This is a genomic window from Streptomyces sp. NPDC044719, from assembly GCF_056433405.1.
On the sequence record NZ_JBWKHE010000001.1, the window covers coordinates 191,816 to 217,835 of the forward strand.

A 26,020-nucleotide genomic window follows, 5' to 3' on the forward strand; every position below is an offset into this window, starting at 1 on the left:
TCGTGGAGAACCTGATTGCGCTGCTGGTGGCGGCGCCCCTGCTCGGAGCGGTGGTCCTGCTGTGCGGCGGACGCCGGCTGGACGCCGTCGGCCACTGGATCGGCACGGCCCTGGCCGCCTCCTCCTTCGTGCTCGGCATGGTCCTGTTCACGGACATGCTGGGCAAGGGCGCCGACCACCGGGAGATGAACCAGCACCTGTTCAGCTGGATCCCGGTCGAGGGCTTCCAGGCGGACGTCGCCTTCCAGCTCGACCAGCTGTCGATGACGTTCGTCCTGCTGATCTCGGGCGTCGGCTCGCTGATCCACCTCTACTCCGTCGGGTACATGGAGCACGACGAGCGGCGCCGCCGCTTCTTCGGCTACCTGAACCTGTTCCTCGCGGCGATGCTGCTGCTCGTCCTCGCCGACAACTACCTGCTGCTGTACGTCGGCTGGGAGGGCGTCGGTCTCGCCTCCTACCTGCTGATCGGCTTCTGGCAGCACAAGCCCAGCGCCGCCACGGCGGCGAAGAAGGCCTTCCTGGTCAACCGCGTCGGCGACATGGGCCTGTCCATCGCGATCATGCTGATGTTCCTGTGGTTCGGCACCTTCGCCTTCGGGCCGGTGCTCGGCAGCCATGAGGAGGCCGGGCTCGCCGGTGCCGCCGGTGAGGACAAGCTGACCGCCATCGCCCTGATGCTGCTGCTCGCCGCCTGCGGCAAGTCCGCCCAGGTGCCGCTGCAGTCCTGGCTCGGGGACGCGATGGAGGGCCCGACCCCGGTCTCGGCCCTCATCCACGCCGCGACGATGGTGACGGCGGGCGTGTACCTGATCGTCCGCTCCGCGGCCGTCTTCAACGGCGCCCCGGACGCGCAGCTGGTCGTCACCGTCGTCGGTGCGGTCACGCTCCTCTTCGGTGCGATCGTCGGTTGCGCGAAGGACGACATCAAGAAGGCACTGGCCGGCTCGACCATGTCGCAGATCGGCTACATGGTGCTCGCCGCGGGGCTCGGCCCCATCGGCTACGTCTTCGCGATCATGCACCTGGTGACGCACGGCTTCTTCAAGGCGGGGCTGTTCCTCGGCGCCGGTTCGGTCATGCACGGCATGAACGACGAGGTCGACATGCGCCGCTACGGCGGACTGCGCAAGTACATGCCGATCACCTTCATCACCTTCGGCCTCGGCTACCTGGCCATCATCGGCTTCCCGGGTCTGTCCGGCTTCTTCTCCAAGGACATGATCATCGAGTCGGCGTTCGCCAAGGGCGGCACCGAGGGCTGGATCCTCGGCGGCGTGGCCCTGCTGGGCGCGGCCATCACGGCGTTCTACATGACGCGCGTGATGCTGATGACGTTCTTCGGCGAGGAGCGCTGGCGCAACGCCCCGACGCCGTCGCCGGTGGAGCCGAGCGCGGAGCCCGCCGCCGAGACACGCGGCGAGTACACCCCGCCGCACCCGCACGAGTCGCCGAAGGTCATGACGATCCCGATGATCGTGCTGGCCGTCGGGTCGGTGTTCGGTGGTGCGTTCTTCAGCATCGGCGACCGGTTCGTGCACTGGCTGGAGCCCATCACCGGGCACAGCCACGGCGACTCGCCGATCAGCGCGGGCGCGGTCACCGGCGCGACCGTCACCTGCATGGTCATCGGCGTCGCCCTCGCCTGGACGCAGTACGGACGGCGCCCGGTCCCGGCCGTCGCCCCGCGCGGATCGCTGCTCACCCGGGCCGCCCGGCGCGACCTGCTCCAGGACGACTTCAACCACGTCGTCCTGGTCCGCGGCGGCGAACACCTCACGCGGTCTCTGGTCTACCTCGACCACACCCTGGTCGACGGCGTCGTCAACGGCACGGCGGCCTCGGTCGGCGGCCTCTCCGGGCGGATGCGCAAGCTGCAGAACGGCTTCGCCCGCTCCTACGCGGTCTCGATGTTCGGCGGTGCGGCGGTCCTGGTCGCCGTGACCCTGCTGATGAGGGCGGTCTGATACCGATGTCCTTTCCTCTGCTGACAGCGACAGCGGCGCTCCCGGCCGTCGGGGCGATCGCCACGGCCGCCGTACCGGCCGCGCAGCGCACCGTCGCCAAATGGCTGGCGCTGCTCTTCTCGCTTGCCACGCTCGTCCTGGCGATCGTCGTCCTGGTGCGCTTCGACCCGGACGGCGACCGCTACCAGCTCACCGAGTCCCACGCCTGGATCGCGGACTTCGGCGTCCGCTACGAACTGGGCGTGGACGGCATCGCGGTGGCGCTGATCGCGCTCACGGCACTGCTGATCCCGTTCATCGTCCTCGCGGGCTGGCACGACGCCGACCCGCTGGAGACCGGCAGCACCCGCTGGCGGCCGACGCAGGGCTTCTTCGCCCTGATCCTGGCCGTCGAGGCGATGGTGATCATCTCCTTCGAGGCCACCGACGTCTTCCTCTTCTACATCTTCTTCGAAGCCATGCTCATCCCGATGTACTTCCTCATCGGCGGCTTCGGGGACCGTGCCCACGAGCACGGCGAGAAGGCGGCGGCGACGCAACGCTCGTACGCGGCGGTGAAGTTCCTCCTCTACAACCTGGTCGGCGGCCTGATCATGCTGGCCGCGGTGATCGGCCTGTACGTGGTCGCCGGGAACTTCTCGCTCACGGAGATCGCCGAGGCCCGGGCCAACGGTTCGCTCGACATGGCGACCAACACCGAACGGTGGCTGTTCCTGGGCTTCTTCTTCGCCTTCGCGGTGAAGGCGCCACTGTGGCCGCTGCACACCTGGCTGCCCAACGCGATGCAGGAGTCCACCGCCCCGGTCGCCGTGCTCATCACGGCCGTCGTCGACAAGGTCGGCACCTTCGCGATGCTCCGCTTCTGCCTCCAGCTCTTCCCGGAGGCGAGCAAGTGGGCGACGCCCGCGATCCTCGTCCTCGCCCTGATCAGCATCATCTACGGGGCGCTGCTCGCGGTCGGCCAGCGCGACATCAAGCGGCTGGTGGCGTACGCGTCGATCTCCCACTTCGGCTTCATCATCATGGGCATCTTCGCGATGACCAGCCAGGGCCAGTCCGGGGCGACGCTCTACATGGTCAACCACGGCATCTCGACCGCCGCGCTGATGCTGGTGGCGGGCTTCCTGATCTCCCGGCGGGGCTCGCGGCTCATCGCCGACTACGGCGGAGTGCAGAAGGTCGCTCCGGTGCTCGCCGGCACGTTCCTGATCGGCGGCCTCGCGACCCTGTCGCTGCCGGGCCTCGCACCGTTCGTCAGCGAGTTCCTGGTCCTGGTCGGCACGTTCACGCGGTATCCGGTGGTCGGCATCATCGCCACCTTCGGCATCGTCCTGGCCGCGCTCTACACCCTCGTCCTCTACCAGCGGACGATGACGGGCCCGGTGAAACCCGAGCTCGCGAAGATGCCGGATCTCAGGGTGCGTGAACTCGTGGTCGTCGCCCCGCTGGTCGTCCTGCTGATCTTCCTGGGCGTCTATCCGAAGCCCGTCACCCAGATCATCGATCCGGCGGTCAAACAGACCATGTCCGACGTACAGCAGAAGGACCCCAAGCCCGAGGTGGAGGCGGCCAAGTGAGCGCAACAGCCGTCCACAGCCTGTGGACAACGGCGGCCGAACCGATCACGAAGATCGACGCGCCGAAGATCGAGTACGGGCAGCTCGCTCCCACCCTGATCATCGTCGGTGCGGCGATCGTCGGGATCCTGGTCGAGGCGTTCGTACCGCGCAAGTCCCGTTACTACGTCCAGATGTTCGTGTCCGTCGTCGCGATCGCGGCCGCCTTCGCGGCGGTCGTGGCGCTCGCGGCCGACGGGTACGGCACGACCAAGGCGCGCATCGCGGCGATGGGCGCCATCGCCGTCGACGGACCGGCCCTCTTCCTGCAGGGCACGATCCTGCTGGCGGCCCTGGTCGGTCTGTTCACCTTCGCCGAGCGGCGGCTCGACCCGGAGGCGCACGGCAACCGCGTCGACTCCTTCGCCGCGCAGGCCGCGTCCGTGCCGGGCAGCGAGAGCGAGAAGGCCGCGGTCAAGGCCGGGTTCACCACCACCGAGGTGTTCCCGCTGCTGCTGTTCGCCGTCGCCGGCATGCTGATCTTCCCGGCGGCCAACGACCTGCTGACGCTGTTCGTGGCGCTGGAGGTCTTCTCCCTCCCGCTGTACCTGCTGTGCGCGCTGGCCCGCCGCAAGCGGATGATGTCGCAGGAGGCGGCGGTCAAGTACTTCCTCCTCGGCGCCTTCGCCTCCGCGTTCACGCTGTTCGGCATCGCGATGCTGTACGGCTACGCGGGCTCGATGTCGTACGCGACGATCGCCCAGGTCGTCGACGGCACGGTGCAGGACGTCAACCCGGCGCTCGCCGGCACCATGGGCAACGACGCGCTGCTGCTGATCGGCGCCGCGCTGCTGGTGATGGGCCTGCTGTTCAAGGTGGGCGCGGTGCCGTTCCACATGTGGACGCCGGACGTGTACCAGGGTGCGCCGACGCCGGTGACCGGCTTCATGGCGGCGGCGACGAAGGTGGCGGCGTTCGGCGCGCTGCTGCGCGTGCTGTACGTCGTCCTGCCCGGCCTGCGCTGGGACTGGCGTCCGGTGATGTGGGCGGTGGCGATCATCACGATGCTGGGCGGTGCGATCGTCGCGATCACGCAGACCGACATCAAGCGGCTGCTGGCGTACTCGTCGATCGCGCACGCCGGGTTCATCCTCGCGGGTGTCATCGCGACCACGCCGGACGGTGTCTCGTCGGTGCTGTTCTATCTCGCGGCGTACTCGTTCGTGACGATCGGCGCCTTCGCGGTGGTCACGCTCGTGAGGGACGCGGGCGGCGAGGCGACACACCTGTCCAAGTGGGCCGGGCTCGGACGCAGGTCCCCGCTGGTGGCGGCCGTGTTCGCGGTGTTCCTGCTGGCCTTCGCGGGCATCCCTCTGACCTCCGGCTTCGCCGGGAAGTTCGCCGTGTTCAAGGCGGCGGCGGAGGGCGGGGCGGCCCCGCTGGTCGTGGTCGGTGTGATCTCGTCGGCGATCGCGGCGTTCTTCTACATCCGCGTCATCGTGCTGATGTTCTTCAGCGAGCCGCGGCCGGAGGGCCCGACGGTGGCCGTGCCGTCGCCGCTGACCATGACGGCGATCGGTCTGGGCGTGGCGGTCACGCTGGTGCTCGGTGTGGCGCCGCAGTACTTCCTGGATCTGGCCGGTCAGGCGGGAGTGTTCGTGCGCTGACCAGACGCTTGCAGGCGGGCGGCGGCCCGGCGCCCCTCTCGGGATGCCGGGCCGCCGCTTTCGGTGCCCGGTGGTTATTCGCCGCCCTTGCGGCGTGCCTTGATGTCGGTGAGATCCAGATCCACGGGGAACGGGGCACTCACCTTCATCCGCTCACGGAAGATGCCGATGCTGGTGTACGCGCCGGTGGTGGGCTCCAGCTCGAAGGCGTGCACGGCGGCGAGGCCCTTTTCGTTCTCCACACGCCAGTAGTGGGGGATGCCGGCCCGGGCGTACTTCAGCGGCTTGGTCTCGCGGTCACGGGAGACGGAGTCCGGCGAGACGACCTCGATGGCAAGAAGGACGGATTCCGCCGGATACCGGGTCTGCTCGGGGTCCTCCACCACGTCCTCGCGCACCACGATCACATCCGGTTCGGGCCGGTTCTGGCGGTCGATGTCGATGGTGAACTCGCGAATGACCTCGAATTCCGAGGGGGCCAGGGACTGGAGCTGCCATTCGAAGTAGCTCACAGCGCGTGAGTGGAAAAGCGTCTGCGGACTCACGAAGACGAGGCTCCCGTCGATCAGTTCCGTGTGCGGAGGCAGATTCGGGAGGCGGTCCAGGTCGTCGGCGGTCCAGCCGCCTTCCGGCGGGGTCGGCCAGCTGGGCGTGGACGCCTTCGGTGCGACGCTCATCAGTGCTCCCATGGGACGGAGTCTCGCCGGTGCATTCAGACTATCCGCCGGAAACGGGCGGGTCTCCCGCGAACGTGTGAACGACGATCGTGTCCTTGACGGAGACGGGCGGGGGTGACCTGTGGATAACTCCGGCCTTGTCGGTGCTGACCCCTATCGTGGACGCAGTGGTCGAGGGACGACGTACGGGGGGCACGACGATGGGTGGGACAGGCGGTATCGCCGAGATGGCAGTGACGCAGAGCGAGGCGCTGGCCACGCTGCACCGGGTCTTCGGGTACGAGGCCTTCCGTGGCGAGCAGGAAGCGGTCATCGAGCACGTGATCGCGGGCGGTGACTCCGTCGTGCTCATGCCCACCGGCGCCGGCAAGTCCCTGTGCTACCAGGTCCCGGCCCTGGTCAGGCCGGGCACGGGTGTCGTCGTCTCCCCCCTCATCGCCCTGATGCAGGACCAGGTCGACGCGCTGCGGGCGCTCGGCGTGCGGGCCGGGTTCATGAACTCCACGCAGGACTTCGACGAGCGGCGGCTGGTGGAGGCCGAGTTTCTCGCCGGCGAGCTTGACCTGCTGTATCTGGCCCCCGAGCGGCTTCGGCTGGACAGCTCCCTCGACCTGCTCTCTCGCGGCAAGATCTCCCTCTTCGCGATCGACGAGGCGCACTGCGTCTCCCAGTGGGGCCACGACTTCCGGCCCGACTACCTGACGCTGTCGCTGCTCGGCGAGCGCTGGCCGGACGTGCCGCGGATCGCGCTCACCGCGACGGCCACGCGTGCCACGCACCAGGAGATCACCGAGCGGCTGAACATGCCGGCGGCCCGGCACTTCGTGGCGAGCTTCGACCGGCCCAACATCCAGTACCGGGTCGTGCCGAAGGCGGACCCGAAGAAGCAGCTGCTGAGCTTCCTGCGCGAGGAGCACGCGGGCGACGCGGGCATCGTCTACTGCCTCTCGCGCAACTCCGTGGAGAAGACCGCCGAGTTCCTGAGCCGCAACGGCGTCGAGGCGGTGCCGTACCACGCGGGCCTGGACGCGGGCACGCGCGCGGCCCACCAGTCCCGCTTCCTGCGGGAGGACGGCCTGGTCGTGGTGGCGACCATCGCCTTCGGTATGGGCATCGACAAGCCGGATGTCCGCTTCGTCGCCCACCTCGACCTGCCCAAGTCGGTCGAGGGCTATTACCAGGAGACGGGCCGGGCCGGCCGTGACGGGCTGCCGTCGACGGCCTGGATGGCCTACGGGCTGAACGACGTCATACAGCAGCGCAAACTGATCCAGTCCGGCGAAGGCGACGAGGCCTTCCGGCGGCGGGCCCAGTCCCACCTGGACTCGATGCTGGCGCTGTGCGAAACCGTCCAGTGCCGCCGGGGCCAGCTCCTCGCCTACTTCGGCCAGGAACCGGACCCGGCCGGCTGCGGCAACTGCGACACCTGCCTCACCCCGCCGGAGACCTGGGACGGCACCGTCGCGGCGCAGAAGGTGCTGTCGACGGTGGTGCGGCTGCAGCGCGAGCGCGGCCAGAAGTTCGGCGCGGTGCAGATCGTCGACATCCTGCTGGGGAAGCGGACCGGCAAGGTGATCCAGTTCGACCACGACCAGCTGTCGGTGTTCGGCATCGGCGAGGAGCTGACCGAGGCCGAATGGCGGGGCGTCATCCGGCAGCTGCTGGCCCAGGGACTGCTCGCCGTGGAGGGCGAGTACGGCACGCTGGTGCTGACCGAGGGCAGCGGGACGGTGCTGCGGCGGGAGCAGGAGGTGCCGCTGCGCAAGGAGCCGAAGAAGCCGGTGGCCTCCCGGTCGGGGTCCTCGTCCTCGGGCTCCGGGCGAGGCGAGCGCAAGGGCAGGGCGGCTGCCGCCGAGCTGCCCGGGGAACTGATGCCGGCCTTCGAGGCACTGCGCGCCTGGCGGGCCGAGCAGGCACGCGAGCAGGGCGTACCGGCCTACGTCATCTTCCACGACGCCACGCTGCGGGAGATCGCCACGGTGTGGCCGGCGTCGGTGGCCGAGCTCGGTGGAATCGGCGGAGTGGGCGAGAAGAAGCTCGCGACGTACGGGGAGGGCGTGCTCGAGGTCCTCACCTCGCTGGGCGGACCGCCTGGCTCGGCTCCGGCTCCGGCTGTGGCGTCCGGCCAGGCTCCGGGGCACGCCCCCGCCCCCGGCCAGGAGCCGGGCGTCCCAGACGACTGGCCGGAGATGGCTGAGGAGCCGGAGCCCGACTGGATATAGGGCCGGGCTCCGGCAGGGGCAGGGCCCTCGCCTGGCATCCGCAGAGCTTCCGTGGGGCGTCGTCAGGGCTGCGTGTCAGCCGACGGCGGTCACAGCGCCCGTGCCGCGTACGCCCTGACATCCGCGTCGGAGTCAGCCGTCGCCGTGGCCAGGGCCGCGCGGGCCTCCTCGGCGTTGCGGTGCCGGGTCAGTGCCAGGACGGCGGCCTTGCGGACATCGGCGTTGGCGTCCGCGAGGGCCTTGGCCAGGGCGGGGACCGCCACCTCCGGGTGGGCGACGGACAGGGCCGTGGCGGCTCCGGCCCGTACCTGCCAGGCCGACTCGGACAGGGCGGCCACGGCACGCGCGGTGAGGCTCGCCGGGCAGCCGGTGGTGCCCAGTGCTCCGTAGGCCGCCGCCCGCACCAGGGCGTCGGGGTCGTCGAGGAGGCCGGTGAGGGCCGCTTCGATCGAGCCGGAGGCGGAATCGGAGCCGGCCGGAAGACCACCGGACAGTCGCTCGGCACCGACCGTGGCCAGCCCCTTGGCGATCGCCACCCGGACCTCCCGGGACGGGTCGGCGACCGCCGCGCGGGCCAGTTCCCCGGCGGCGTCGACCGACACCAGGGCGCGTACGGCCTCGATCCGGACGGCGATGTCGGCGTCGGCCAGGGCGTCCGCGAACAGGACGGCGTCTCCGAGGCGCAGGGCACGCAGGACGTCCAGCGCGGCGGCGCGTACCACTGGGTCGGGCTCGGCCAGGGCGGCGGCGAGGCCGTCGCGCAGGTCGGGCTCGGGCGGGAGCGTCTCGACGAGCTCCCGCAGTGAGGCGGCAGCGGCGGCCCGTACCTCGGCGGCGGTGTCGCGCAGGGCGGAGGCGAGGGCGCGGCCGGTGCCTGGCGGCAGCGTCTCGGTGAGCACGGCGACCGCCTCGCGCCGGACGGCGGGCGCGGGGTCGGTCAGGTACGGCTGAAGGGCGTCGAGTTCGGGCTCCTCATCGGCCAGGGCGACGAGTTCGAGGAGGCGGGCGGAGGACTGCTCGGGGGCGGGAGCGGAGGACGAGGACGGCGCGGTCGGCCGCGACTGCCCAGCCCCGGCCGCCCCCACCTGGGCCGCCACCGGAGCCACATCCCGCGGCCCCGCCATCGCCACGTCCTCGGCGTGGACCTCGCCGATCAGCCGGGACGGGCCGCCGACGGGGGTGAAGCCGTCGACCGGAACGAGATAGGGAGCCACGGGTCGGGCCGTGAACTCCATCGCACCAGAGGGGGACTTGTGCAGATCGAGGTGGTGGAACCAGGACGCGTCGTCGCGCCGGGGGTGGTCGAGACGGTCGTGGTAGAGGCCCCAGCGGGACTCCGTGCGGGCCAGGGAGGACCGGGCGGCCATCTCCGCGCAGTCGCGGATGAAGGTGACCTCCGCGCAGCGCATCAGTTCGTGCGCGGTGTGGGCGCCCATCTCGGCGATGTCGGCGTGCATCCGCTCGAACGCCTCCAGGGCCAGCGACAGCCGGGCGCCGGACTTCGGCGGGGCCACGTAGTCGTTCACGAAGCGGCGCAGCTTGTACTCGACCTGGGGCTGCGGCGGGCCGTCGGGGTTGCGCAGCGGGCGGTAGATCAGCTCGTGCGCCTCCCGGAGCTGCTGCGCCGGCAACTCGCCCGCGTAGGCCTGGTACTGGGAGGCGTCCGCACCCGCGAGGTCGCCGTAGACGAACGCGCCGATCATGTAGTTGTGCGGGACGCAGGCCAGGTCGCCGGCCGCGTACAGCCGGGGCACGGTCGTGCGGGCGTGGTCGTCCACCCTTACGCCGGAGGCGGAGTGGCCGCCGCACAGGCCGATCTCGGAGATGTGCATCTCGATGTCGTGGGTGCGGTAGTCGTGGCCGCGGCCGGAGTGGAAGGTGCCCCGGGTCGGGCGTTCGGTGGAGTGGAGGATCGTCTCCAGGGCCGAGACCGACTCCTCGGGGAGGTGGCTCAGCTTCAGGTAGACCGGGCCCCGGTCGGACGCGACCTCCGCTGCGAACTCGGCCATCATCTGGCCCGACCAGTAGTCGGAGTCGACGAAGCGCTCGCCGTGCCGGTTGACCTGGTAACCGCCGAAGGGGTTGGCGACGTAGGCGCAGGCCGGGCCGTTGTAGTCCTTGATCAGCGGGTTGATCTGGAAGCACTCGATACCGGTGAGCTCGGCGCCCGCGTGGTAGGCCATGGCGTAGCCGTCGCCCGCGTTGGTGGGGTTCTCGTAGGTGCCGTACAGGTAGCCGGAGGCGGGCAGGCCGAGGCGGCCGCAGGCGCCGGTCGCGAGGATCACCGCACCCGCGCGGACCTGGACGAACTGCCCGGTGCGGGTGTTGAAGCCCGCCGCTCCGACGGCCCGCCCCCCGGCCGTGAGGACGCGCACCGGCATCACCCGGTTCTCGATGCGGATCCTCTCCCGCATCTCGCGCCGCCGCAGCTGCCGGTACAGGACCTTCTTGACGTCCTTGCCCTCCGGCATCGGCAGCACGTAGGAGCCGGAGCGGTGGACCTGGCGGACCGCGTAGTCGCCGTGCTCGTCCTTCTCGAACTTCACGCCGTACGACTCCAGCCGCTGCACCATGCCGAAGCCGCGGGTGGCGGTCTGGCGGACGGTGGACTGGTCGACGATGCCGTCGTTGGCGCGGGTGATCTCGGCGACGTAGTCGTCGGGTTCGGCGCGGCCCGGGATGACCGCGTTGTTGACGCCGTCCATGCCCATGGCGAGCGCGCCGGAGTGGCGGACGTGGGCCTTCTCCAGCAGCAGCACGTTCGCGCCGTGCTCGGCGGCGGTCAGTGCGGCCATGGTGCCGGCGGTGCCGCCGCCGATGACGAGGACGTCGCAGGCCAGTTCCTCGGCGTCGGCGAGGGACGGGACAGCCAGGGAGGTGTCCGCAGGGGGGTTCACGGAGGTGGTCACCGGGGTGCCTTTCACGTACCGAGCGAGGTGAGGACGTCGCGCCGCAGGGCCACGCGCGCCGGGTCGTCGTGCGCGTCCCGGTCACGCGGGCGGGGCACGTCCCGTACGGCGGCGAGGCCGCCCGCGCCGAGCAGGGCCACACGGTCGCCGAGGAAGAGGGCCTCGTCCACGTCGTGGGTGACGAAGACGACTGTCGCGCCCGTGCCGTGCAGCACCTCCACCAGCAGGTCCTGCATGCCAGCCCGGGTCTGGGCGTCGAGCGCGCCGAACGGCTCGTCCATCAGCACGGCGCGCGGGCGTGCGGCCAGGGCGCGGGCCAGCTGGACGCGCTGGCGCTGCCCGCCGGAGACCCGGTGCGGCAACTGCCGTGCCCGACTGCCGAGTCCGACCCGCTCCAGCCAGGCCTGGGCCTGTTCCCGGCGCTCGGCTCGGGGCACGCCGCTGATGGCGAGGGGCAGTTCGACATTGGCACGCAGGGTGCGCCACGGGAGCAGTGCGTCCTCCTGGAAGACCAGGGCGCGATCGGCCCCGGGGCCGGTCAGCGGATGCCCGTCCTGGGTGATCTCCCCGGAGAGCGGCGACAGCAGGCCGGCCAGGGTGCGCAGCAGGGTCGACTTGCCGCAGCCGGACGGGCCGACGACGGTGAGGATCTCACCGGGGGCGATGTCCAGGTCGACGTCGTCCAGGGCGGGTGCGCCGGGGCGGCCGAGGCAGGCGCCGGTCAGGGTGAGCCGCGTGCCGCGCACCGGCGGGCTCGCCTCGGACGAGGCGCCTGAGGCGGTCTCCTTCGAGGCGCTCACGCCGGTCTCGGGCGAGGTGCCGACGGTCTCAGACGAGGTGCTCATCGCGTGCCTCCTCGGATGCGGGGCCCCCGGATGCGGGGCCCCCGGACACGGGGCTCCCGGACACGGGGCTCCCGGACACGGGGCCGCCGGATGCGGCGGCGGGGGCCGCCGGCGCGCGCTTCACGGGCCGGGCGGGCCGGGGCGGCCGGGCGCCGGGGACGTAGGCGGTGCGGGGCAGCCAGCGGGTGAGGCGGCGGCCCAGCAGTTCCACGGCGGTGGAGGTGAGCCAGCCGAGCACACCGATGGTGACCATGCCGACGAACACGCCCGGGTAGTCGACGACGGTGTAGTCCTGCCAGGTGCGGTAGCCCACCCCGTACTGCCCGGAGATCATCTCGGCGGAGATCACGCAGATCCAGGACACGCCGATGCCGACGGACAGGCCGCCGAACACGCCGGGCAGCGCGCCCGGCAGGACGACGGAGCCGAGGATCCGCCACCGGCCGCCGCCCATGGTGCGCACCGCCTCCTCCCACATGGGGGTCAGGGCGCGCACCGCGTGCCGGGTGGAGACCAGGACCGGGAAGAAGGCGGCGGTGCAGGTGATGAAGACGATGCCCTGCTCGTTGGAGGGGAAGAGCAGGATCGCCACGGGCACGAGCGCGATGGCCGGGATCGGGCGGATCACCTCCAGCACCGGGCCGAGCAGGTCCTCGGCGAGCCGCGAGCGCGCCACGAGCACGCCCGTGGCGACACCCAGGACGGCGGCCAGCAGAAAGCCGGTCAGGATCCGGGTGAGGCTGTCGGTCAGGTCCGTCCAGTAGTCAGGACCGGACAGCCGGGCGGCGAAGGCCCGGGCCACGTCGGTGACCGTCGGGAACTGCGAGAAGCGCAGCCACAGATCGACCTTCAGGCTGGTCAGCGTCTGCCACAGGCCGAGGGCGACGGCCAGGGAGGCCACGCGGAGCACATAACGCGTCACGACGCCTGCTCCAGAGCGTCGGCGTAGGAGACGACCCGCGCCCCGCCGTGCCCGGCGATATACGCCTGCGCGGTCTCGGGCGCGACGAAGGGCAGCAGCTTGGAGCCGTCGGCCACCCACACGGCCTTGTCGGCGAACCACAGGGTGCCGGTGGTGGTGTCCGGGACGTAGGAGGCGCGGACGCCGTCGCGGTGCCCGGCCACGTATGTCAGCAGCTGGGAGGGGGAGGTGAAGGTGACGGTCTTCGAGGCGCCCTTGGGCCAGGCCTCGCTCGCGGCCGGCGCGGGCTTCGTGGCGAGATGTTCGGCGTACGCCGCCGGGCCGAGGGCCTTCTTCACGTACTGGTCGTCGACGAAGGAGTCGACGTCCACGTCGCCGGTGAGCTTGGCCGACTTCAGGATCGAGACGTCCTGCTTCAGGGCGGAGACCAGCTGGGGCTTGATCGCCGGGTCGAAGGTGGCGATGCCGTGAGTGCCGTTGTAGAGGTAGACGACCTCGGCGGGCAGGCCGGTCGCCTTCGCGACCTTCTCGGCGGCGTCCACCGGGTGGTCGTTCAGATAGTCCGTCGCCTGCGCCTGCGCCTTCAGGAACGCGTCCAGCACGGCGGGCCGCTCCTTGGCGAAGTCCTCGCGGGCGGTGACGCCGTGGAAGGTGGGCAGATTCAGCCGCGCCCCGTCGTACAGGGCCTTCGCCTTGCCCTGGTAGGCGAGCAGACCCGGCCAGGCGACGAACTGGGACAGCGCGTCCGCGCTGCCCGCCGTGAGGGCGGAGGCGCCGACGGAAGGCTGCTGGTTGAGTTTCTCGATGTCGCTGTTCGGATCGACTCCGGCGCGCTGCAGGGCCCGTACGAGGGTGCCGTCGGCGGCCGAGCCGACGCTCGTGGAGACCTTCTTGCCCTTCAGATCCTTCAGGGAGGCGAGCTTGGAACCGGGCGCGGTGACGATGGTGTTGAGGCCGCCGCGGAGGTTGTAGCCGGTGACCGAGACCAGGCGGGTGGGGCTGTTCAGCTGCTTGCCGCGGGCCGCGTTGATGAGCAGCGGGAAGTCGCCCATCGAGCCGATGTCGATCTTCCCGGCGGTCATCTGGGCGGTGATGGGGGCGCCGGTGGCGTAGTCCTGCCAGTCCACCTTGTACTTGATGCCGTCGTGGCGGGCGTTGAGCTGCTTCTCGAAGTAGCCGAGGGAGCGGAGCAGGGTGCCCGCCGTGACGGTGTTGATGGTCCTGGACTGGTAGCCGACGGTGACGGTGACCGTGGAGCCGCTGCCGGCCTCGGCGTCACCGCCGCAGGCGCTGAGCGGGAGCAGGAGGACGACGGCCGACACCGCCACCGCTGTGCGTTTCCGTGTGGTTCGGGGCGTGATGGTTCGGGACATGACGGTTCGGGACATGACGGTTCGGGCCTCTCACCGGAGCAGATAGGGCATGTTGACCGTGACGGCTCCGGTGGGGCATCGGGCCGCGCACGGGCCGCAGTACCAGCACTCGTCGACATGCATGTACGCCTTGCCGTTGCTCTCGTCGATGGCGAGGGAGTCCAGCGGGCACATGTCCACGCAGAGCGTGCAGCCGTCGATGCACTTCGACTCGTCGATGGTCACGGGCACGTCGGCCCGCTGGGGCGCCAAGGGCATGGCTGTCTCCAGGGATCTGCGCGAGCGGGGTGGTGGCTAGGACCGGTGCAGCAGGCCGCTCATGGTGATGCGGTCGCCGCGGAAGCGGATGAACTCCAGGTCGACCGGGCGGCCGTCCGCGAGGTGGGTGAGGCGTTCCAGCATGAGGACGGCGGCGCCGCGCGGGGCCTCGAGCACGGCGGCCGAGTGGGTGTCCGCGCTGACCGCTTCCAGGGTGATCTCGGCGTGGCCGAGGGGCTGGCCGGTGACGGCCTCCAGGAGGCGGAAGACGTCGGTGTTCTCCAGGTCGGCGCCGAGCAGTTCGGTGCCGATGTCGAGCGGGATGTAGGTGAGGTCGAGGGACAGGGGGAGGCCGTTGAGACGGCGCAGGCGTTCGATGTAGAGGACGTCGGTGCCGGGCGCGAGGTGGAGGCGCTCGGCGACCGGCGCCGGTGCCGGGGCGGGACCCATGGTGCGGACCTCGTTGGTGACCCGGCCGTGTTCGCGGAGGGTTTCCGCGAGGCCCATCAGGCGGTCGAGACCGTGGGGGTACTTGTGTGCCACGACCACGGTGCCGACGCCGGGCCGGCGTTCCACGAGGCCCTCGGCCCGCAGCAGGTCGAGCGCCTCGCGGACCATGTTGCGGCCGGCGCCGTAGTCGGCGGCGAGGGTCGACTCGTGGGGGAGAGTGCCGTCGGGGAAAGCACCGGTGAGCGTCTGCTGGCGGAGCAGGTCCGCCAGTTGCCTGGCCCGGTCGGCGCGCAGCCGTCGCCGCGCCCGGTGGGCGGCGACGGTGGTCGCGGCTCCCTGTCCGGCGTGGTCTCGGCTGCGGTCGATGGGCATGGCTCGGACCATACCTATCCGATAGGAAAAGTAGTGTTGCGGGAGTGTTGCGCCACCGGGAATGTGACCGGTTCGACGGTTGAGCTGTGGTTTCGGCGGGCCCGTGGGGAGATCCGCCACCACGGCCGCCCACGTTCCACGGCCGGATTCGCCCCCTTGGCTCCCGGCCGGTGCGGCTACGACAGCGCCGTCAGGCCCGGGGCGAACGCGATCAGCAGGGGCAGCAGCGGTACGAGGGCGGCCGTGGTGGTCGTCAGGGCCCGGCGCCTGCGGTCCAGCCGGGGCGGCGGTTCCAGGAGCCGGTCGACCCGTTCGCCCAGCAGACGGTGGCTGGAGGCGCAGGACAGGACGCCGCGGTGCTGGTTGAGCTCGATCAGGGCCAGTGCGGTGGTCAGATGGCCGCAGCGGCGGGAGGCGGTGTCGTCGGCGGCCAGTTCGACCAGGCGGTGGGTCTGGTCGCAGAAGTGGGCGAACAGCGGGATGCGGGGGAAGCCGGTGGCCAGGGCCGTGGACAGATGCAGCAGCCAGTCGTGGCGGGCGCGGGCGTGGCCGCGCTCGTGGGTGAGGACGGCGTCGAGCTGGTGGCCGGTGAGACGGTGCAGGGCGCCCGTGGTGACGATCAGCTGGGACGGACTGCCGGGCATCCACCAGGCGTCGGGATACTCGTCCTCCAGGACCAGGAGGGGCCCGCGGGCAGCGGGCAGGCCGGCCGGCAGGTCGGGGGCGCGTTCGCGCAGATGGGCGCGGGCCTGGGCGCGGCGCCGGCGCGCCTCGACGAGTTCGCGTGCGAGCATCGCGGTCGTCCAGGCGGCCCCGCAGGCCAGCAGCAGGGTGAGGGTGGCGGCCCACGGCGGAGCGGTGGAGAGGTCGTATGCCGCGGTCACGGCGGGCGGCGCCGGAGCGAAGAGCTGGGCGCGCACCGTGCCGAAGACGGCGGCGCCGCCCAGGGCGAGAGCCGTCACACAGCACAGCAGGACGGTGGCGACCAGGCACTGCCACACCCACAGCGCGACCACCGGTTCCCGCTCGGGCCACGCCGACCGGGTCAGCGCCCGGGGCACGGGCACGGCGGCCGTCACGGCGACAACGCTCAGCAGGAGCAGGCAGACGGTCATTGCCACGGGCTCCGGTTCCTGGTCGGAAGAGGGGCGGCTACGGGTGGTGCGGGGGAGAGCGGCTGCTGTGCGCGCCGGTGCCACGGCCGAAGTGCTCGCCGAACCTGCCGGGTACCGCGCGCGGGCGGACACACCGCCCGACGCCCAGTATGACGGGCCGGACGGTGTGAGTCAGGAGTCGAACGCCATCGGAAGAGCCGGGAGGGGCGACTGTCGGCCAGACTCGCCCCTGCCGCGAGGCCTCACTCCGCTGCCGGTGTCACCCGCCCCGTCACCTCACCGAGCCCCACCCGTACACCGTCCGGCCCCGGGGCCCAGGCCGAGAGGGTCACCACGTCGCCGTCCTCCAGGAACGTCCGCTTGCCGTCCGGGAGTTCGAGGGGGTCTCGGCCGTTCCAGGTCAGCTCCAGCAGGGAGCCGCGCTCCCGGTCCGCCGGGCCGCTGACCGTGCCCGAGCCGTACAGGTCGCCGGTGCGCAGGGAGGCGCCGTTCACGGTCATGTGGGCCAGCTGCTGGGCGGCCGTCCAGTACATGGTGGAGAAGGGCGGCTCGGAGACGACGTGACCGTTGACGGCGACGGTGATCCGCAGGTCGTAGCCGCCGGGTTCCTCGTCGCGGTCGTCCAGGTACGGCAGCAGCTCGTGCGTCCGGGCCGGTGGGGCCACCCGGGCGTCCTCCAGGGCGTCCAGCGGGGTGATCCACGCCGACACCGACGTGGCGAAGGACTTGCCGAGGAACGGGCCGAGGGGGACGTACTCCCAGGCCTGGATGTCGCGTGCGGACCAGTCGTTGAGGAGGCAGAGGCCGAAGACGTGCTCGCGGAAACTGTCGAGGGCCACCGGCTCGCCCATGGAGGACGGCGCGCCGACCACGAAGCCGACCTCCGCCTCGATGTCCAGGCGGACGGACGGGCCGAACACGGGAGCGGCGTCGGTGGGCGCCTTGCGCTGGCCGGAGGGGCGTACGACGTCCGTGCCGGAGACGACGACCGTGCCGGAGCGGCCGTGGTAGCCGATCGGCAGATGCTTCCAGTTGGGGGTGAGGGAGTCCTCGGCGTCGGGGCGGAAGATCTGGCCGACGTTCCGGGCGTGGTTCTCGGAGGCGTAGAAGTCCACGTAGTCCGCGACTTCGAAGGGGAGGTGCAGGGTCACCGAGGACAGCGGGTGGAACAGTGGTTCGACGGTCTCGCGGTGGGACGGCACCGTCACCCAGGCGGTCAGCGCCCGGCGCACGTCCGACCAGGCCGTGCGCCCCGCCGCCAGTAGCGGGTTGAGGGTCGGCCGGGCCAGCAGGGCGGCGTACGGGGAGCCGAGCGCGTGGGCCGCGGCGCCGGCGTCCAGCACATGGTCGCCGAGCCGGACGCCCACGGACCGGTGGGACGAGCCGGGGAGGGAGAACACGCCGTACGGCAGATTGTGCGGGCCGAAGGGGTCGCCCTCGGGGACATCGAAGGGGGGCATCGGGTGCTGCCTCGCTTTCGGGTGTGCCATGTCGTCGCCACGTGTTCGTGGTCATGCCACACGTTACGGGTGGCGCGCCGGTCGTGGGCAGAGTCCGAGGAGGCGGACACGGGCGAACGGGGCAGGTGGGTGTGGGGGTGACCGGACGGCGCGACTCCGGCGCGGCGGACGAGACGCCACTTTCGTACGTGGCGGAAGTTATCCACAGGACGCGACGCAATCTTGACGGAGCGGTGCGAACGGGGCGACTCTGGGCGGGTGCCGGAAGGCCTCGGGGAGGGGGCGTTCCCATGGCACATCAGGGGGGCGGATGGCCATAGGGGAGGCCGGTCCGGGCTCGGTGCGGCGTGGTCCACAGCCGAAGCGGCTGGAAGAGACCATGCGCGTCCGGCTCGGCCGGGAATGTGTGTATGTACCGTCGTGCCGTTTCGGGCTGTACGTGGCGCTGCGCCACTGGTGCCCGCCCGGCGGACGGGTGCTGATGTCGCCGGTCAACGACGACGTGATCTTCTTCGTCGTGCTCGCGGCCGGACTGCGTCCGGTGCAGGCGCCGTTGAACCCGCTCGACGCGTCCATCGACGTCGATGCCGTGCCCGAGGAGACGTGGCGCTCGGTGTCGGCCGTGCTCACGACGAACCTGTACGGGAACCCGGACCCGGCGCCGCGCCTCAGACAGAAGTGCGACGCGCTGGGGATCCCGCTGTTCGAGGACGCGGCGCACGCCATCGGCAGCAGGGTGGGGGATCGGCCGGTGGGGGCGTGGGGGGAGGCGTCCGCGTTCAGCCTGTCCAAGCATGTGGGCGCCAAGGCCGGAGGCATGCTCTCGCTCGCCGATCCGGGACTGCGGGAGGCGGTGGAGAAGACCGTCGCGGGGCTGCTCGTCCCGCGCCGGATGAGCTCCGAACTGGCTTACGCGGTCCGGCCGTTCGCGGAGGCGACGGTGCGCGGGCTGCGGCTGCGGCGCGCCGCCTGGGCCGCGATCCGGCTGCTGGGTCTCGCGGACCGCGAGGAGATCCGGATGCCGCTGCGCCCGGACGAACTCGCCCAGGCCGAGCGCCGGGCGCCCGGCCTCGAGGCGCACCACCCTTGGGTACGGGTCGACATGCACGACTACCGCCAGGAGTCCGGCCTGCTGCGGCTGCGGCGCATCGGGCGCAAGCTCGACCGGCTCGACGACGTGCTGGACGCCTGCCGGGCGGGCACGGAGCTGCTGCTCTCCACGCCCTGGGCCAAGCCGCGCGACGTGTACGGCACACAGCCGCTGTTCCGCGTCCCGCTGTTCGTGGCGGACCGGGACGCGGCGATCGCGGCACTGGCCCGCCGGGGCGTCGTCGTCGGCTACCTCTACGACCCGCCCCTGGACGACTACGCCGGTGCGGAGTTCACCGACCCCTCACCGGCCCCCGAGGCGGCCCGCTGGTTCGCGCGGCACGCGCTGCCCGTGGACCCGCTGCGGGCGCGGACGGTCGTCGAGGTGCTGGAGCGGTCCGGGGCACGGCCGGCCGAAGCACCGGGAGAGCTGTCCAGGGCCAGGCCGACACCGGGAGGGCTGGGTTAGTCCCGTGGCTGAGATCCAGGTGCACGAGCCCGCCCCCACGCGCGCCGGAGGGGGCGGGCTCGAGCCTGCCGACAGCGAGCGCACGCACGACTCGCTGTTCAAGAACGCCTACTTCCTCATGCTCAGCACCGGCGTGTCCGCCGTGCTGGGCCTGGGATTCTGGCTGGTGGCCGCCCGCTACTACTCCGAGGAGGCCGTCGGCCAGGGCTCCGCCGCGATCGCCGCGATGCGGCTGCTCGCCAGCATCACGGCGACGACGATGATCGGGGCCGTCGTGCGCTTCGTCCCACGCGCGGGACGGGAGACCGGGCGCCTGGTGTGGGGCACATACGTGGCCAGTTCGCTGGTCGTGGCGCTCGCCGCCGCCGTCTTCCTGCTCACACTCGACGCCTGGGGAGCGTCGTACGCCCCGCTGGGCACACCCATGGCGGGGGCGGTCTTCGTCGCGGCGTGCGTGGCCTGGGCGCTGCTCACCCTCCAGGACGGCGTGCTCACCGGACTGCGCAAGGCGGAGTGGGTGCCGGCCGGGAACGCGGTGTTCTCGGTCGGGAAACTGGCCCTGCTGGCCGTCTTCGCCGGCACGCTGCCCGTCCTCGGCATCTTCGTCTCCTGGGCGGTGGCGATCGCCTTCTCGACTCTGCCGCTGGGCTGGCTGATCTTCCGCAGGCTCATTCCGCGCCAGGCGGACCGCGACCGCGAGAAGGAGCCTCCGAAAGTCCGCGACATGGGCCGCTTCCTGGCCGGGGACTCGCTGGGCGCGCTGTTCAGCCTGGCCATGATCAACCTGTTGCCGGTGATGGTCGCGGTCCGCTTCAGCGCCGCGGAGAACGGCTACTTCTACGTGGCGTACACCGTCGGCGGCACCATGGAGTTCATGGCCATCAACATGGCCTCGTCCCTCACCGCGCACGCCTCGCACGACCCACGCCAACTCGCCGACGGTGTCCGGGGAGCACTGCGGCGCATGACGCTGCTGCTGGTCCCGGTCGTGCTGGTGCTGGTCCTCTTCGCCCCGTACATCCTCACGCCCTTCAGCCCGGACTACGCCGAGCACGGCTCGACCGTGCTGCGGCTGCTCGCCCTCGGCGCACTGCCGCGGGTCGTGGTGGAGCTGTACATCGGCGTGCTGCGCGTCCAGGGGCGTACGGGTGTGCTGGCCGCGCTCCAGGGCGCCATGTGCGCCCTGGTGCTGGGCAGCGCGGCCGTGCTGTTCACCCCGGCCGGGATCGCGGGCGCCGGCTGGGCGGTGCTGCTGAGCATGACGCTGATCGCCGTCGTCTCCACGGTCGGGCTCCGGGCGGCACTGCGCCACGACGACACCGCGCCCACCGTCCGCACGGCCCCCGACCCCTCCTACGGCACCCGCTGGGCCAAACTCAACGCCACCGCCGGCTACGGCACGACCTGGGCGCGCCGGGCCGCGTACCAGCCCAAGGACGGTGACCAGGACACGGTCACGCTGTTCATCGGCCGGCCGGGGTACGAGCGCGAGGCGCTGCAGGCGGACACGCTGGCGCTGATCGTGCGGCCGGAAGGACCGCCCCGGGAATCACCGCACGAGCCCGGAGAACCGCTCACGGACCAGGAGCCACAGGAGCGGCGGCTGAGAGGCGCCCTCTGGAGTCTGCTCGGTGTCGCCGCCGTCTTCTTCCTGGCGCCGCTGCGCGACCTGCCCTGGCTCGACGACGCCTCCGCAGCGGCACTGACCGGGCGTCAGCTGCTGGAGGGGCTGCCGTTGCCCTCGCTCACCGCGGGGGGCCTGCTGCTCGTGGTGTTCGTCGCCGCCCTCACCCTGTGCACCCGGCGCGACCCGTGGCTGCCCGGCACGGCGCTGTACGCCGCCCTGCTCGCCCTGTACACCGCACCGGTCGCCCTCGGGCGGGAACCGCGGCCGGTGGACGGGGCGTTGTATGAGAAGACGGCCGGCTTCCTCGCGGACACACTGGGGCTCGACGGGCCCGAGCCGCTGCTGCGCTGGGCGCCGCCGGTCTGCCAGCTGCTGTGCCTCGTGCCCCTGTGGCTGCTGCTCGCGAGCGCGGGCGGGCGGCTGACGTGGCCGGGGCGCTGGGGGGTCCTGTATCTCGTCGCGGTCGGCGGCTGGGTGTGGCGCGACGCGCTCGCACCCGTCGCGCCGCCCCTGCTCGTCGTCCTCGTCCTGCTTCTGCTGCTCCGCCGCGCCGCGTCGGCGTGGACGCGCTCCCGCTCCCTATCCGACCGACCGGCCGACGGATTACCGAGCCGCCGGCCCAGCGACTGATCACGATCCAGCGCCGAACAGACACGATCCAGCGCCGACCAGAGTCGAACAGAGCCGATTCGCCAGGGGGGAACCACCGTGCGTCCGCCAGCAACTCCACGGGAGAGATCCACGCCAGAACCCACACCTGCCCGGGATGAAGCGGACGCGTCGGCTCCCCACCCCGAGACCTCCAGCCAGTCCTCCAGCCCCTCTTCCTCGGAGTCGTCGAGCCCCGCCCATGAGCCCGTGACGGACCTGTCCGATCTGCCTCCCGTCTGGCCCGGGCGCCGCGCCCTCGCCTGGCCCGGCGTGCCGCTGTTCGCCGCGCTCGCCCTCTGGGTGTACGCCGTGCGGCACACCGACGTCTCGCGGCTCGACGACTACGGCCTGGTCACCGCGCTGCACCCCACCTTCTGGGCCGGCCTCGCGGTGCTCACCACGGGCTTCTGGTTCACCGTCCGCGATCCGCGCCGGCGGGGCGGCTGGGCGGCGGCGTACGTCCTCGGGCTGCTGGTGATGGAGCGGGCCACCCAGGCCGTGGTCTACCCGACCCCGCTGTACGCCTGGGCGTGGAAGCACGAGGCGGTCATCGACCATCTGCTGACGGCCGGCGGTCTGCAAACGGCCGACCAGGTCGGCGACATGGCGGTGTACGACCAGTGGCCGGGCTTCTTCGCCGCGCAGGCCGCCCTGGTGCGGCTGCTGGGCGTGGACTCGGCGGCGATGTTCATGGCCTGGTGGCCCCTGGCCTCCAGCCTGATGCTGCTGCTCCCGCTGCTGCTGATCTACCGCACCTTCACCGAGGACCGGCGGCTGATCTGGACCGCCGTCTGGCTCTTCTGCGTCGCCAACTGGGTCGGGCAGGACTACTTCTCACCCCAGTCCGTGGCCTACGCGCTGCATGTCGGCGTGCTGGCCGTCGTCCTGCGCCGCTTCGGCCGGTCCGCGGTGCGGCGCGGGCAGCCCCGGCAGGCCGTGTGGACGGTGGTGATCACCGTCATGCTCGTGGCGATCGTCATCTCCCACCAGCTCACCCCGGGCATGCTGGTCGTCTGTCTGCTCGCCCTGTGCCTCAGCCGCCGCTACCGCGACTGGGTCCCGGTGGTCACGACCGTCGTGATCTTCCTGGCCTGGTGTCTCACGGCGGCGCTGCCCTTCCTGTCCGCCGCGATGCCGGACATGATCCGCTCCGTCGGCGACGTCGGCGCCAACGTAGAGACGGGGTACGGCGCCACCCCGACCGGCACCGGAGCGATCGCGACCTCCTGGGCGGCCCGTCTGCTGTCCGGCTCCGTGCTGCTGCTCGCGGCCGTCGGCGTGCTGCGCCAACGGGTGCTGCGGCACCGGGCCCGGCCGCTGCTGCTGATCGCGGCGGCCCCGCTGCCGATGTTCGCGGCCAGCAGCTACGGCAGCGAGATGATCTTCCGGGTACTGCTCTTCATGCTGCCCGGCGCCGCGTTCTTCGCGGCCGCGGCGCTGCTGCCCAAGGTCCGCACTCTGGCCGCCGACGCCGCGGCGCGGGAAGCCGGCGGCCGGCAGGCCGCCCCCGCCAAGGGCGGGCGACGGTGGCTCGGCGTCTGGCTGCCGCTGGCCGCACTGCTCGGCGGAACCCTGGCGTTCGTCCCGGCCTACTCCGGCAAGGACCGGATCAACTACTTCCCGCCGCAGGAAGTGGCCCTCGTACGGCAGCTGTTCGACCAGGCGCCCGACGGCTCGCTCGTCGTGGCCGCCAACCGCAACTACCCGCTCGCGTACGCCTCCTACTGGAGCGTCGACCACTACTGGTTCCTCGACGACGCCCGCAGTCACGTCGACCGGATCGTCCAGAAGCCGGCCGCCACCCTCGCCAGTGACATGGCCGGGGTCGAGCGGCCGGCCCGGGCCTACTTCCTGCTCACTAAAGGGCAGTTGGCCAACTCCGAGATGAACGGCCAGCTCACCGAGGCACAGCTGGACCGCGTCCGGAAGTCCGTCGCCGCCTCACCGCGGTTCCGGCTCGTGGCACAGAACAGCGCCGGATGGCTCTACGTACTGAAGCAGGCTGGGGGAGCGGAGCGATGACACCGCAGGATCTCGTCGTCAGGATGCTGCCGCCGTTCGGCGGCTGGCTCGCGCTCGCCGCGCTCGCCCTGCCCGGCGGCTCGCCGCTGCGGGGCGCCGCGGTCGTCATCTTCCTGGCCGCGGGCCCGGGCGCGGCGATGGTCAGAGTCTGCGCCCCCGCGCTGGGGGCACGGGCCGCCGAAGGCCCGGTCGAGCGCCGGGACCCGGACTTCGCACGCCACTCCGACCTGCTGGAGCGGCTGATGTTGGTGCTGTTGCTGAGCATCGGTGCCGTGATGCTCGTCGCGACCGTCCTGATCGCCACACACACCTTCAGCGCGCAGCGGGTGCTGCTGACACTGACTCTGCTGACCACGCTCGCCGCGTTCTGCCCGCCGCTGCGCGCATCCCCGCAGCCGAGGCCGACGCCGAGTACACCGAAGGGTTCCGCTCAGTGAGGTTCAACCGTCCCCATCGTCCCCACGGACGCCACCGTCCCTTTCGCCGCGACCCGGACACGAGCGGGCAGGCGGCCGCCGGCCCGTTCGCATCGAGCCGGCGCCGACTGCTGATCACGTCCGCCACCGTCGTCAGCGCGGTCCTGGTCGGCGTACTCGCCCTCCGGGACGCCTCCGGACCGGACCCCCAGGGCGCCGGCTCCGAGGCGGACTGCCGTCCCACGGCACTCCTGGAACCGCCCTGCGGCGCCTGGTTCGGCGCGTTCGTGCCGCACGAGCGCGGCGACCTGCCCGAGAAGGTGCGCGCCTACGAGAAACGCGTGGGCCGCGAGCTGGACATCGTGTACACGTACCACGACATGTCGCTGCCCCAGGGCACCCGCCGCGAGGGCCAGCTGCTCACCCCGGAGGAACGCCGCGTCGGCGAGGACCACCTGCTGCTGCTGTCCTGGGAGAGCAAGTGGTGGGGCGGCACGAAGAAGCAGCAGCCCACCTGGAAGCAGATCGCGTCCGGTGAGCTGGACGACAAGGTCATCGACGTCCAGGCCGAGCGCATCAAGGACTACGGCAAGAAGGTCTTCCTCTCCTTCGACCTGGAGATGGACACCCGCACCCCGGACAACGGCACCCCCGCCGAGTACGTGAAGGCGTACCGGCACATCCACGACCGGTTCCGCGAGCTGGGCGTCGACAACGTGGTCTGGACGTGGATCACCACCGGTTACCTCGACCACGCCGACGAGATGGAGCGGATGTATCCCGGCGACGAGTACGTCGACTGGATCGGCTACAACCAGTACAACTACTACCGCTGCCACAACACGCGCTGGATGACCTTCGCGCAGACCCAGAACGCCGCGCACGACTGGATCCGCGAGAACATCTCCGACGACAAGCCGCTGATGCTCTCCGAGTTCGGCACCGCCGCGGACTCGGCCCGCCCGCAGCGGCAGGCCGAGTGGTATGCGCAGGTGCCCGGGGTGCTGAAGGGCTTGGAGGGCGTCAAGGCCGCCCTCCAGTGGAACTACCGCGACCCAGGACCGCACTGCGACCTGGCGCTGGCGAACGACGCGGCCTGGGACAGCCTGCGCAAGGCGGCCGCCGATCCGTACCTGAACCAGCCGCTGCGGTAGTCCCCGCCGGGGTCACCCCGCGAACTCGGGCCCGTGCACGACGGCACGGGCCCGCCGGTACCACCGCCACCCGATCGTCTTCGGCCCGTCGCGGTACGGCGCGACCCGCGCGCCCGCCCCCGCCAGCCAGCCCTCGACGTCGGCGACGGTGTGGGTACGCCGGACGATGAGCCGCGCGATGCGGTACCGCTCGTCGTGGTCGGAGCTGAGCGCGTGCCGTACGGCGGTCGCCGTCTCGTAACCGGCCCGGGCCGACATGGCCCGCACCCGCGGGCTGTTGTAGCCGTGCGGATAGGCGAGATGGCGGACCTCGTGCCCGAGGGCGTCCTCCAGCACGGCCTTCGACGTGCGCAGTTCGTACGCCAGGTCCTTGCCGGACAGGGTGTCGAGCTGTGCGTGGGTGACGGTGTGGCTGCCGATCTCCATGCCGGAACGTTCCAGCTCCGCCGCCCGGTCCAGGGTCATCATCGGGGCGGGCGGCAGCAGACTGCGGCCGCCCGGGGTGATGGCGCCGGTGGTGAGATAGGCGGTGGCGGGCAGCCCGCGGCCGGCCAGCGTCTCGGCGGTCGGGCCCGGCAGATCGGCGAAGCCGTCGTCGAAGGTGAGCAGCACGGGCCGGGGCGGCAGGGGCGCCCGCCCGGCCAGATGGTCGGCGATCGTACTGATCGTGACGGGCGTACGGCCGCTGTCGGCGAGGGCGTCGAGGTGGGCCGCGAACTGCCGTGGCGTGACCGTGAACTCGGCGATCCAGCCGGGCGGATCGTCCATCACGGCGTGGTACAGGAAGACGGGGATGGCC

General features: G+C 71.7%; 19 protein-coding genes. 9 read left to right on the forward strand and 10 right to left on the reverse strand.

All coding sequences use genetic code 11. The features are described from left to right. The first annotated feature begins 2 nt into the window (after nucleotides 1-2). The 3 genes from nuoL to nuoN are packed head-to-tail and all read left to right on the forward strand — an operon-like array spanning nucleotide 3 to nucleotide 5,190. Nucleotides 3-1,967, forward strand: coding sequence for an NADH-quinone oxidoreductase subunit L (nuoL, locus tag AC07DF_RS00930; protein WP_478965734.1), 1,965 nt, complete (start codon nucleotides 3-5; stop codon nucleotides 1,965-1,967). A 5-nt stretch (nucleotides 1,968-1,972) separates the two neighbouring features. Further along, nucleotides 1,973-3,544 carry an NADH-quinone oxidoreductase subunit M gene (locus AC07DF_RS00935; protein ID WP_478965735.1) on the forward strand — a complete coding sequence of 524 codons (1,572 nt, stop codon included), beginning with the start codon at nucleotides 1,973-1,975 and terminating at the stop codon, nucleotides 3,542-3,544. Next, nucleotides 3,541-5,190, forward strand: coding sequence for an NADH-quinone oxidoreductase subunit NuoN (gene nuoN, locus AC07DF_RS00940; RefSeq protein ID WP_478965736.1), 1,650 nt, complete (start codon nucleotides 3,541-3,543; stop codon nucleotides 5,188-5,190). Before AC07DF_RS00935 ends, nuoN begins: the two co-directional genes overlap by 4 nt. 74 nt (nucleotides 5,191-5,264) lie before the next feature. Here the strand turns inward: nuoN and AC07DF_RS00945 are convergent, their stop codons facing one another. Next, entirely contained in the window at nucleotides 5,265-5,867 is a 603-nt protein-coding gene (locus tag AC07DF_RS00945) for a Uma2 family endonuclease (RefSeq protein ID WP_478965738.1), read from the reverse strand. Nucleotides 5,868-6,067: 200 nt separating this feature from the next. Between AC07DF_RS00945 and recQ the strand changes: the two genes are divergently transcribed. After that, nucleotides 6,068-8,089 (forward strand): DNA helicase RecQ, encoded by a 2,022-nt coding sequence (recQ, locus tag AC07DF_RS00950; protein WP_478965740.1) that lies wholly within the window; start codon nucleotides 6,068-6,070, stop codon nucleotides 8,087-8,089. Between the two features lie 89 nt (nucleotides 8,090-8,178). Here recQ and AC07DF_RS00955 read toward each other — a convergent pair whose 3' ends face one another. The 8 genes from AC07DF_RS00955 to fahA all read right to left on the reverse strand — a co-directional run bounded on the left by AC07DF_RS00955 (nucleotide 8,179) and on the right by fahA (nucleotide 17,793). Further along, nucleotides 8,179-10,998, reverse strand: a complete 2,820-nt coding sequence (locus AC07DF_RS00955; protein WP_478965741.1) for a fumarate reductase/succinate dehydrogenase flavoprotein subunit — start codon at nucleotides 10,996-10,998, stop codon at nucleotides 8,179-8,181. Nucleotides 10,999-11,009: 11 nt separating this feature from the next. Beyond that, nucleotides 11,010-11,843 (reverse strand): ABC transporter ATP-binding protein, encoded by an 834-nt coding sequence (locus AC07DF_RS00960; RefSeq protein WP_478965743.1) that lies wholly within the window; start codon nucleotides 11,841-11,843, stop codon nucleotides 11,010-11,012. Beyond that, complete coding sequence (locus AC07DF_RS00965; protein WP_478965744.1) at nucleotides 11,827-12,765, reverse strand: ABC transporter permease; 939 nt, start codon at nucleotides 12,763-12,765, stop codon at nucleotides 11,827-11,829. Before AC07DF_RS00965 ends, AC07DF_RS00960 begins: the two co-directional genes overlap by 17 nt. Continuing rightward, nucleotides 12,762-14,138: an ABC transporter substrate-binding protein gene (locus tag AC07DF_RS00970; protein WP_478965746.1), complete on the reverse strand. Its 1,377-nt coding sequence runs from the start codon at nucleotides 14,136-14,138 to the stop codon at nucleotides 12,762-12,764. Before AC07DF_RS00970 ends, AC07DF_RS00965 begins: the two co-directional genes overlap by 4 nt. Before the next feature lie 30 nt (nucleotides 14,139-14,168). Then, nucleotides 14,169-14,396, reverse strand: a complete 228-nt coding sequence (locus tag AC07DF_RS00975) for a 4Fe-4S dicluster domain-containing protein (protein WP_010986276.1) — start codon at nucleotides 14,394-14,396, stop codon at nucleotides 14,169-14,171. 36 nt (nucleotides 14,397-14,432) lie between these two features. After that, entirely contained in the window at nucleotides 14,433-15,230 is a 798-nt protein-coding gene (locus AC07DF_RS00980) for a GntR family transcriptional regulator (protein WP_478965749.1), read from the reverse strand. A 164-nt stretch (nucleotides 15,231-15,394) separates the two neighbouring features. Then, nucleotides 15,395-16,333 (reverse strand): M56 family metallopeptidase, encoded by a 939-nt coding sequence (locus AC07DF_RS00985; protein ID WP_478967531.1) that lies wholly within the window; start codon nucleotides 16,331-16,333, stop codon nucleotides 15,395-15,397. Between the two features lie 242 nt (nucleotides 16,334-16,575). Continuing rightward, the gene (fahA, locus tag AC07DF_RS00990; RefSeq protein ID WP_478965751.1) at nucleotides 16,576-17,793 is read right to left on the reverse strand and encodes a fumarylacetoacetase; all 1,218 of its coding nucleotides are present in this window, start codon (nucleotides 17,791-17,793) and stop codon (nucleotides 16,576-16,578) included. A gap of 379 nt (nucleotides 17,794-18,172) precedes the next feature. On the opposite strand from fahA, the gene AC07DF_RS00995 reads away from it, so the two are divergent. The 5 genes from AC07DF_RS00995 to AC07DF_RS01015 all read left to right on the forward strand — a co-directional run bounded on the left by AC07DF_RS00995 (nucleotide 18,173) and on the right by AC07DF_RS01015 (nucleotide 25,221). Beyond that, entirely contained in the window at nucleotides 18,173-19,351 is a 1,179-nt protein-coding gene (locus AC07DF_RS00995) for a DegT/DnrJ/EryC1/StrS family aminotransferase (RefSeq protein WP_478967533.1), read from the forward strand. A gap of 19 nt (nucleotides 19,352-19,370) precedes the next feature. Beyond that, nucleotides 19,371-21,608 (forward strand): lipopolysaccharide biosynthesis protein, encoded by a 2,238-nt coding sequence (locus AC07DF_RS01000; RefSeq protein WP_478967535.1) that lies wholly within the window; start codon nucleotides 19,371-19,373, stop codon nucleotides 21,606-21,608. 228 nt (nucleotides 21,609-21,836) lie between these two features. After that, nucleotides 21,837-23,651: a glycosyltransferase gene (locus tag AC07DF_RS01005; protein WP_478965753.1), complete on the forward strand. Its 1,815-nt coding sequence runs from the start codon at nucleotides 21,837-21,839 to the stop codon at nucleotides 23,649-23,651. Further along, a complete protein-coding gene (locus AC07DF_RS01010) occupies nucleotides 23,648-24,088 on the forward strand; it encodes a hypothetical protein (protein ID WP_478965755.1) in 441 nt (146 codons plus the stop codon). Before AC07DF_RS01005 ends, AC07DF_RS01010 begins: the two co-directional genes overlap by 4 nt. After that, a complete protein-coding gene (locus AC07DF_RS01015; protein ID WP_478965757.1) occupies nucleotides 24,085-25,221 on the forward strand; it encodes a glycosyl hydrolase in 1,137 nt (378 codons plus the stop codon). Before AC07DF_RS01010 ends, AC07DF_RS01015 begins: the two co-directional genes overlap by 4 nt. A gap of 12 nt (nucleotides 25,222-25,233) precedes the next feature. On the opposite strand, the gene AC07DF_RS01020 is transcribed toward AC07DF_RS01015, so the two are convergent. Next, nucleotides 25,234-25,989, reverse strand: a complete 756-nt coding sequence (locus AC07DF_RS01020; protein ID WP_478965759.1) for a polysaccharide deacetylase family protein — start codon at nucleotides 25,987-25,989, stop codon at nucleotides 25,234-25,236. Nucleotides 25,990-26,020: the final 31 nt, after the last annotated feature.

Coding starts and splice junctions, on each gene's coding strand:
- AC07DF_RS00935 (WP_478965735.1), top strand. CDS start 1,973: ATGTCCTTTCCTCTGCTGACAGCGACAGCGGCGCTCCCGGCCGTCGGG.
- AC07DF_RS00945 (WP_478965738.1), bottom strand. CDS start 5,867: ATGAGCGTCGCACCGAAGGCGTCCACGCCCAGCTGGCCGACCCCGCCG.
- recQ (WP_478965740.1), top strand. CDS start 6,068: ATGGGTGGGACAGGCGGTATCGCCGAGATGGCAGTGACGCAGAGCGAG.
- AC07DF_RS00960 (WP_478965743.1), bottom strand. CDS start 11,843: ATGAGCACCTCGTCTGAGACCGTCGGCACCTCGCCCGAGACCGGCGTG.
- AC07DF_RS00970 (WP_478965746.1), bottom strand. CDS start 14,138: ATGTCCCGAACCATCACGCCCCGAACCACACGGAAACGCACAGCGGTG.
- AC07DF_RS00975 (WP_010986276.1), bottom strand. CDS start 14,396: ATGCCCTTGGCGCCCCAGCGGGCCGACGTGCCCGTGACCATCGACGAG.
- AC07DF_RS00980 (WP_478965749.1), bottom strand. CDS start 15,230: ATGGTCCGAGCCATGCCCATCGACCGCAGCCGAGACCACGCCGGACAG.
- AC07DF_RS00985 (WP_478967531.1), bottom strand. CDS start 16,333: ATGACCGTCTGCCTGCTCCTGCTGAGCGTTGTCGCCGTGACGGCCGCC.
- fahA (WP_478965751.1), bottom strand. CDS start 17,793: ATGCCCCCCTTCGATGTCCCCGAGGGCGACCCCTTCGGCCCGCACAAT.
- AC07DF_RS00995 (WP_478967533.1), top strand. CDS start 18,173: ATGCGCGTCCGGCTCGGCCGGGAATGTGTGTATGTACCGTCGTGCCGT.
- AC07DF_RS01010 (WP_478965755.1), top strand. CDS start 23,648: ATGACACCGCAGGATCTCGTCGTCAGGATGCTGCCGCCGTTCGGCGGC.
- AC07DF_RS01020 (WP_478965759.1), bottom strand. CDS start 25,989: ATGGACGATCCGCCCGGCTGGATCGCCGAGTTCACGGTCACGCCACGG.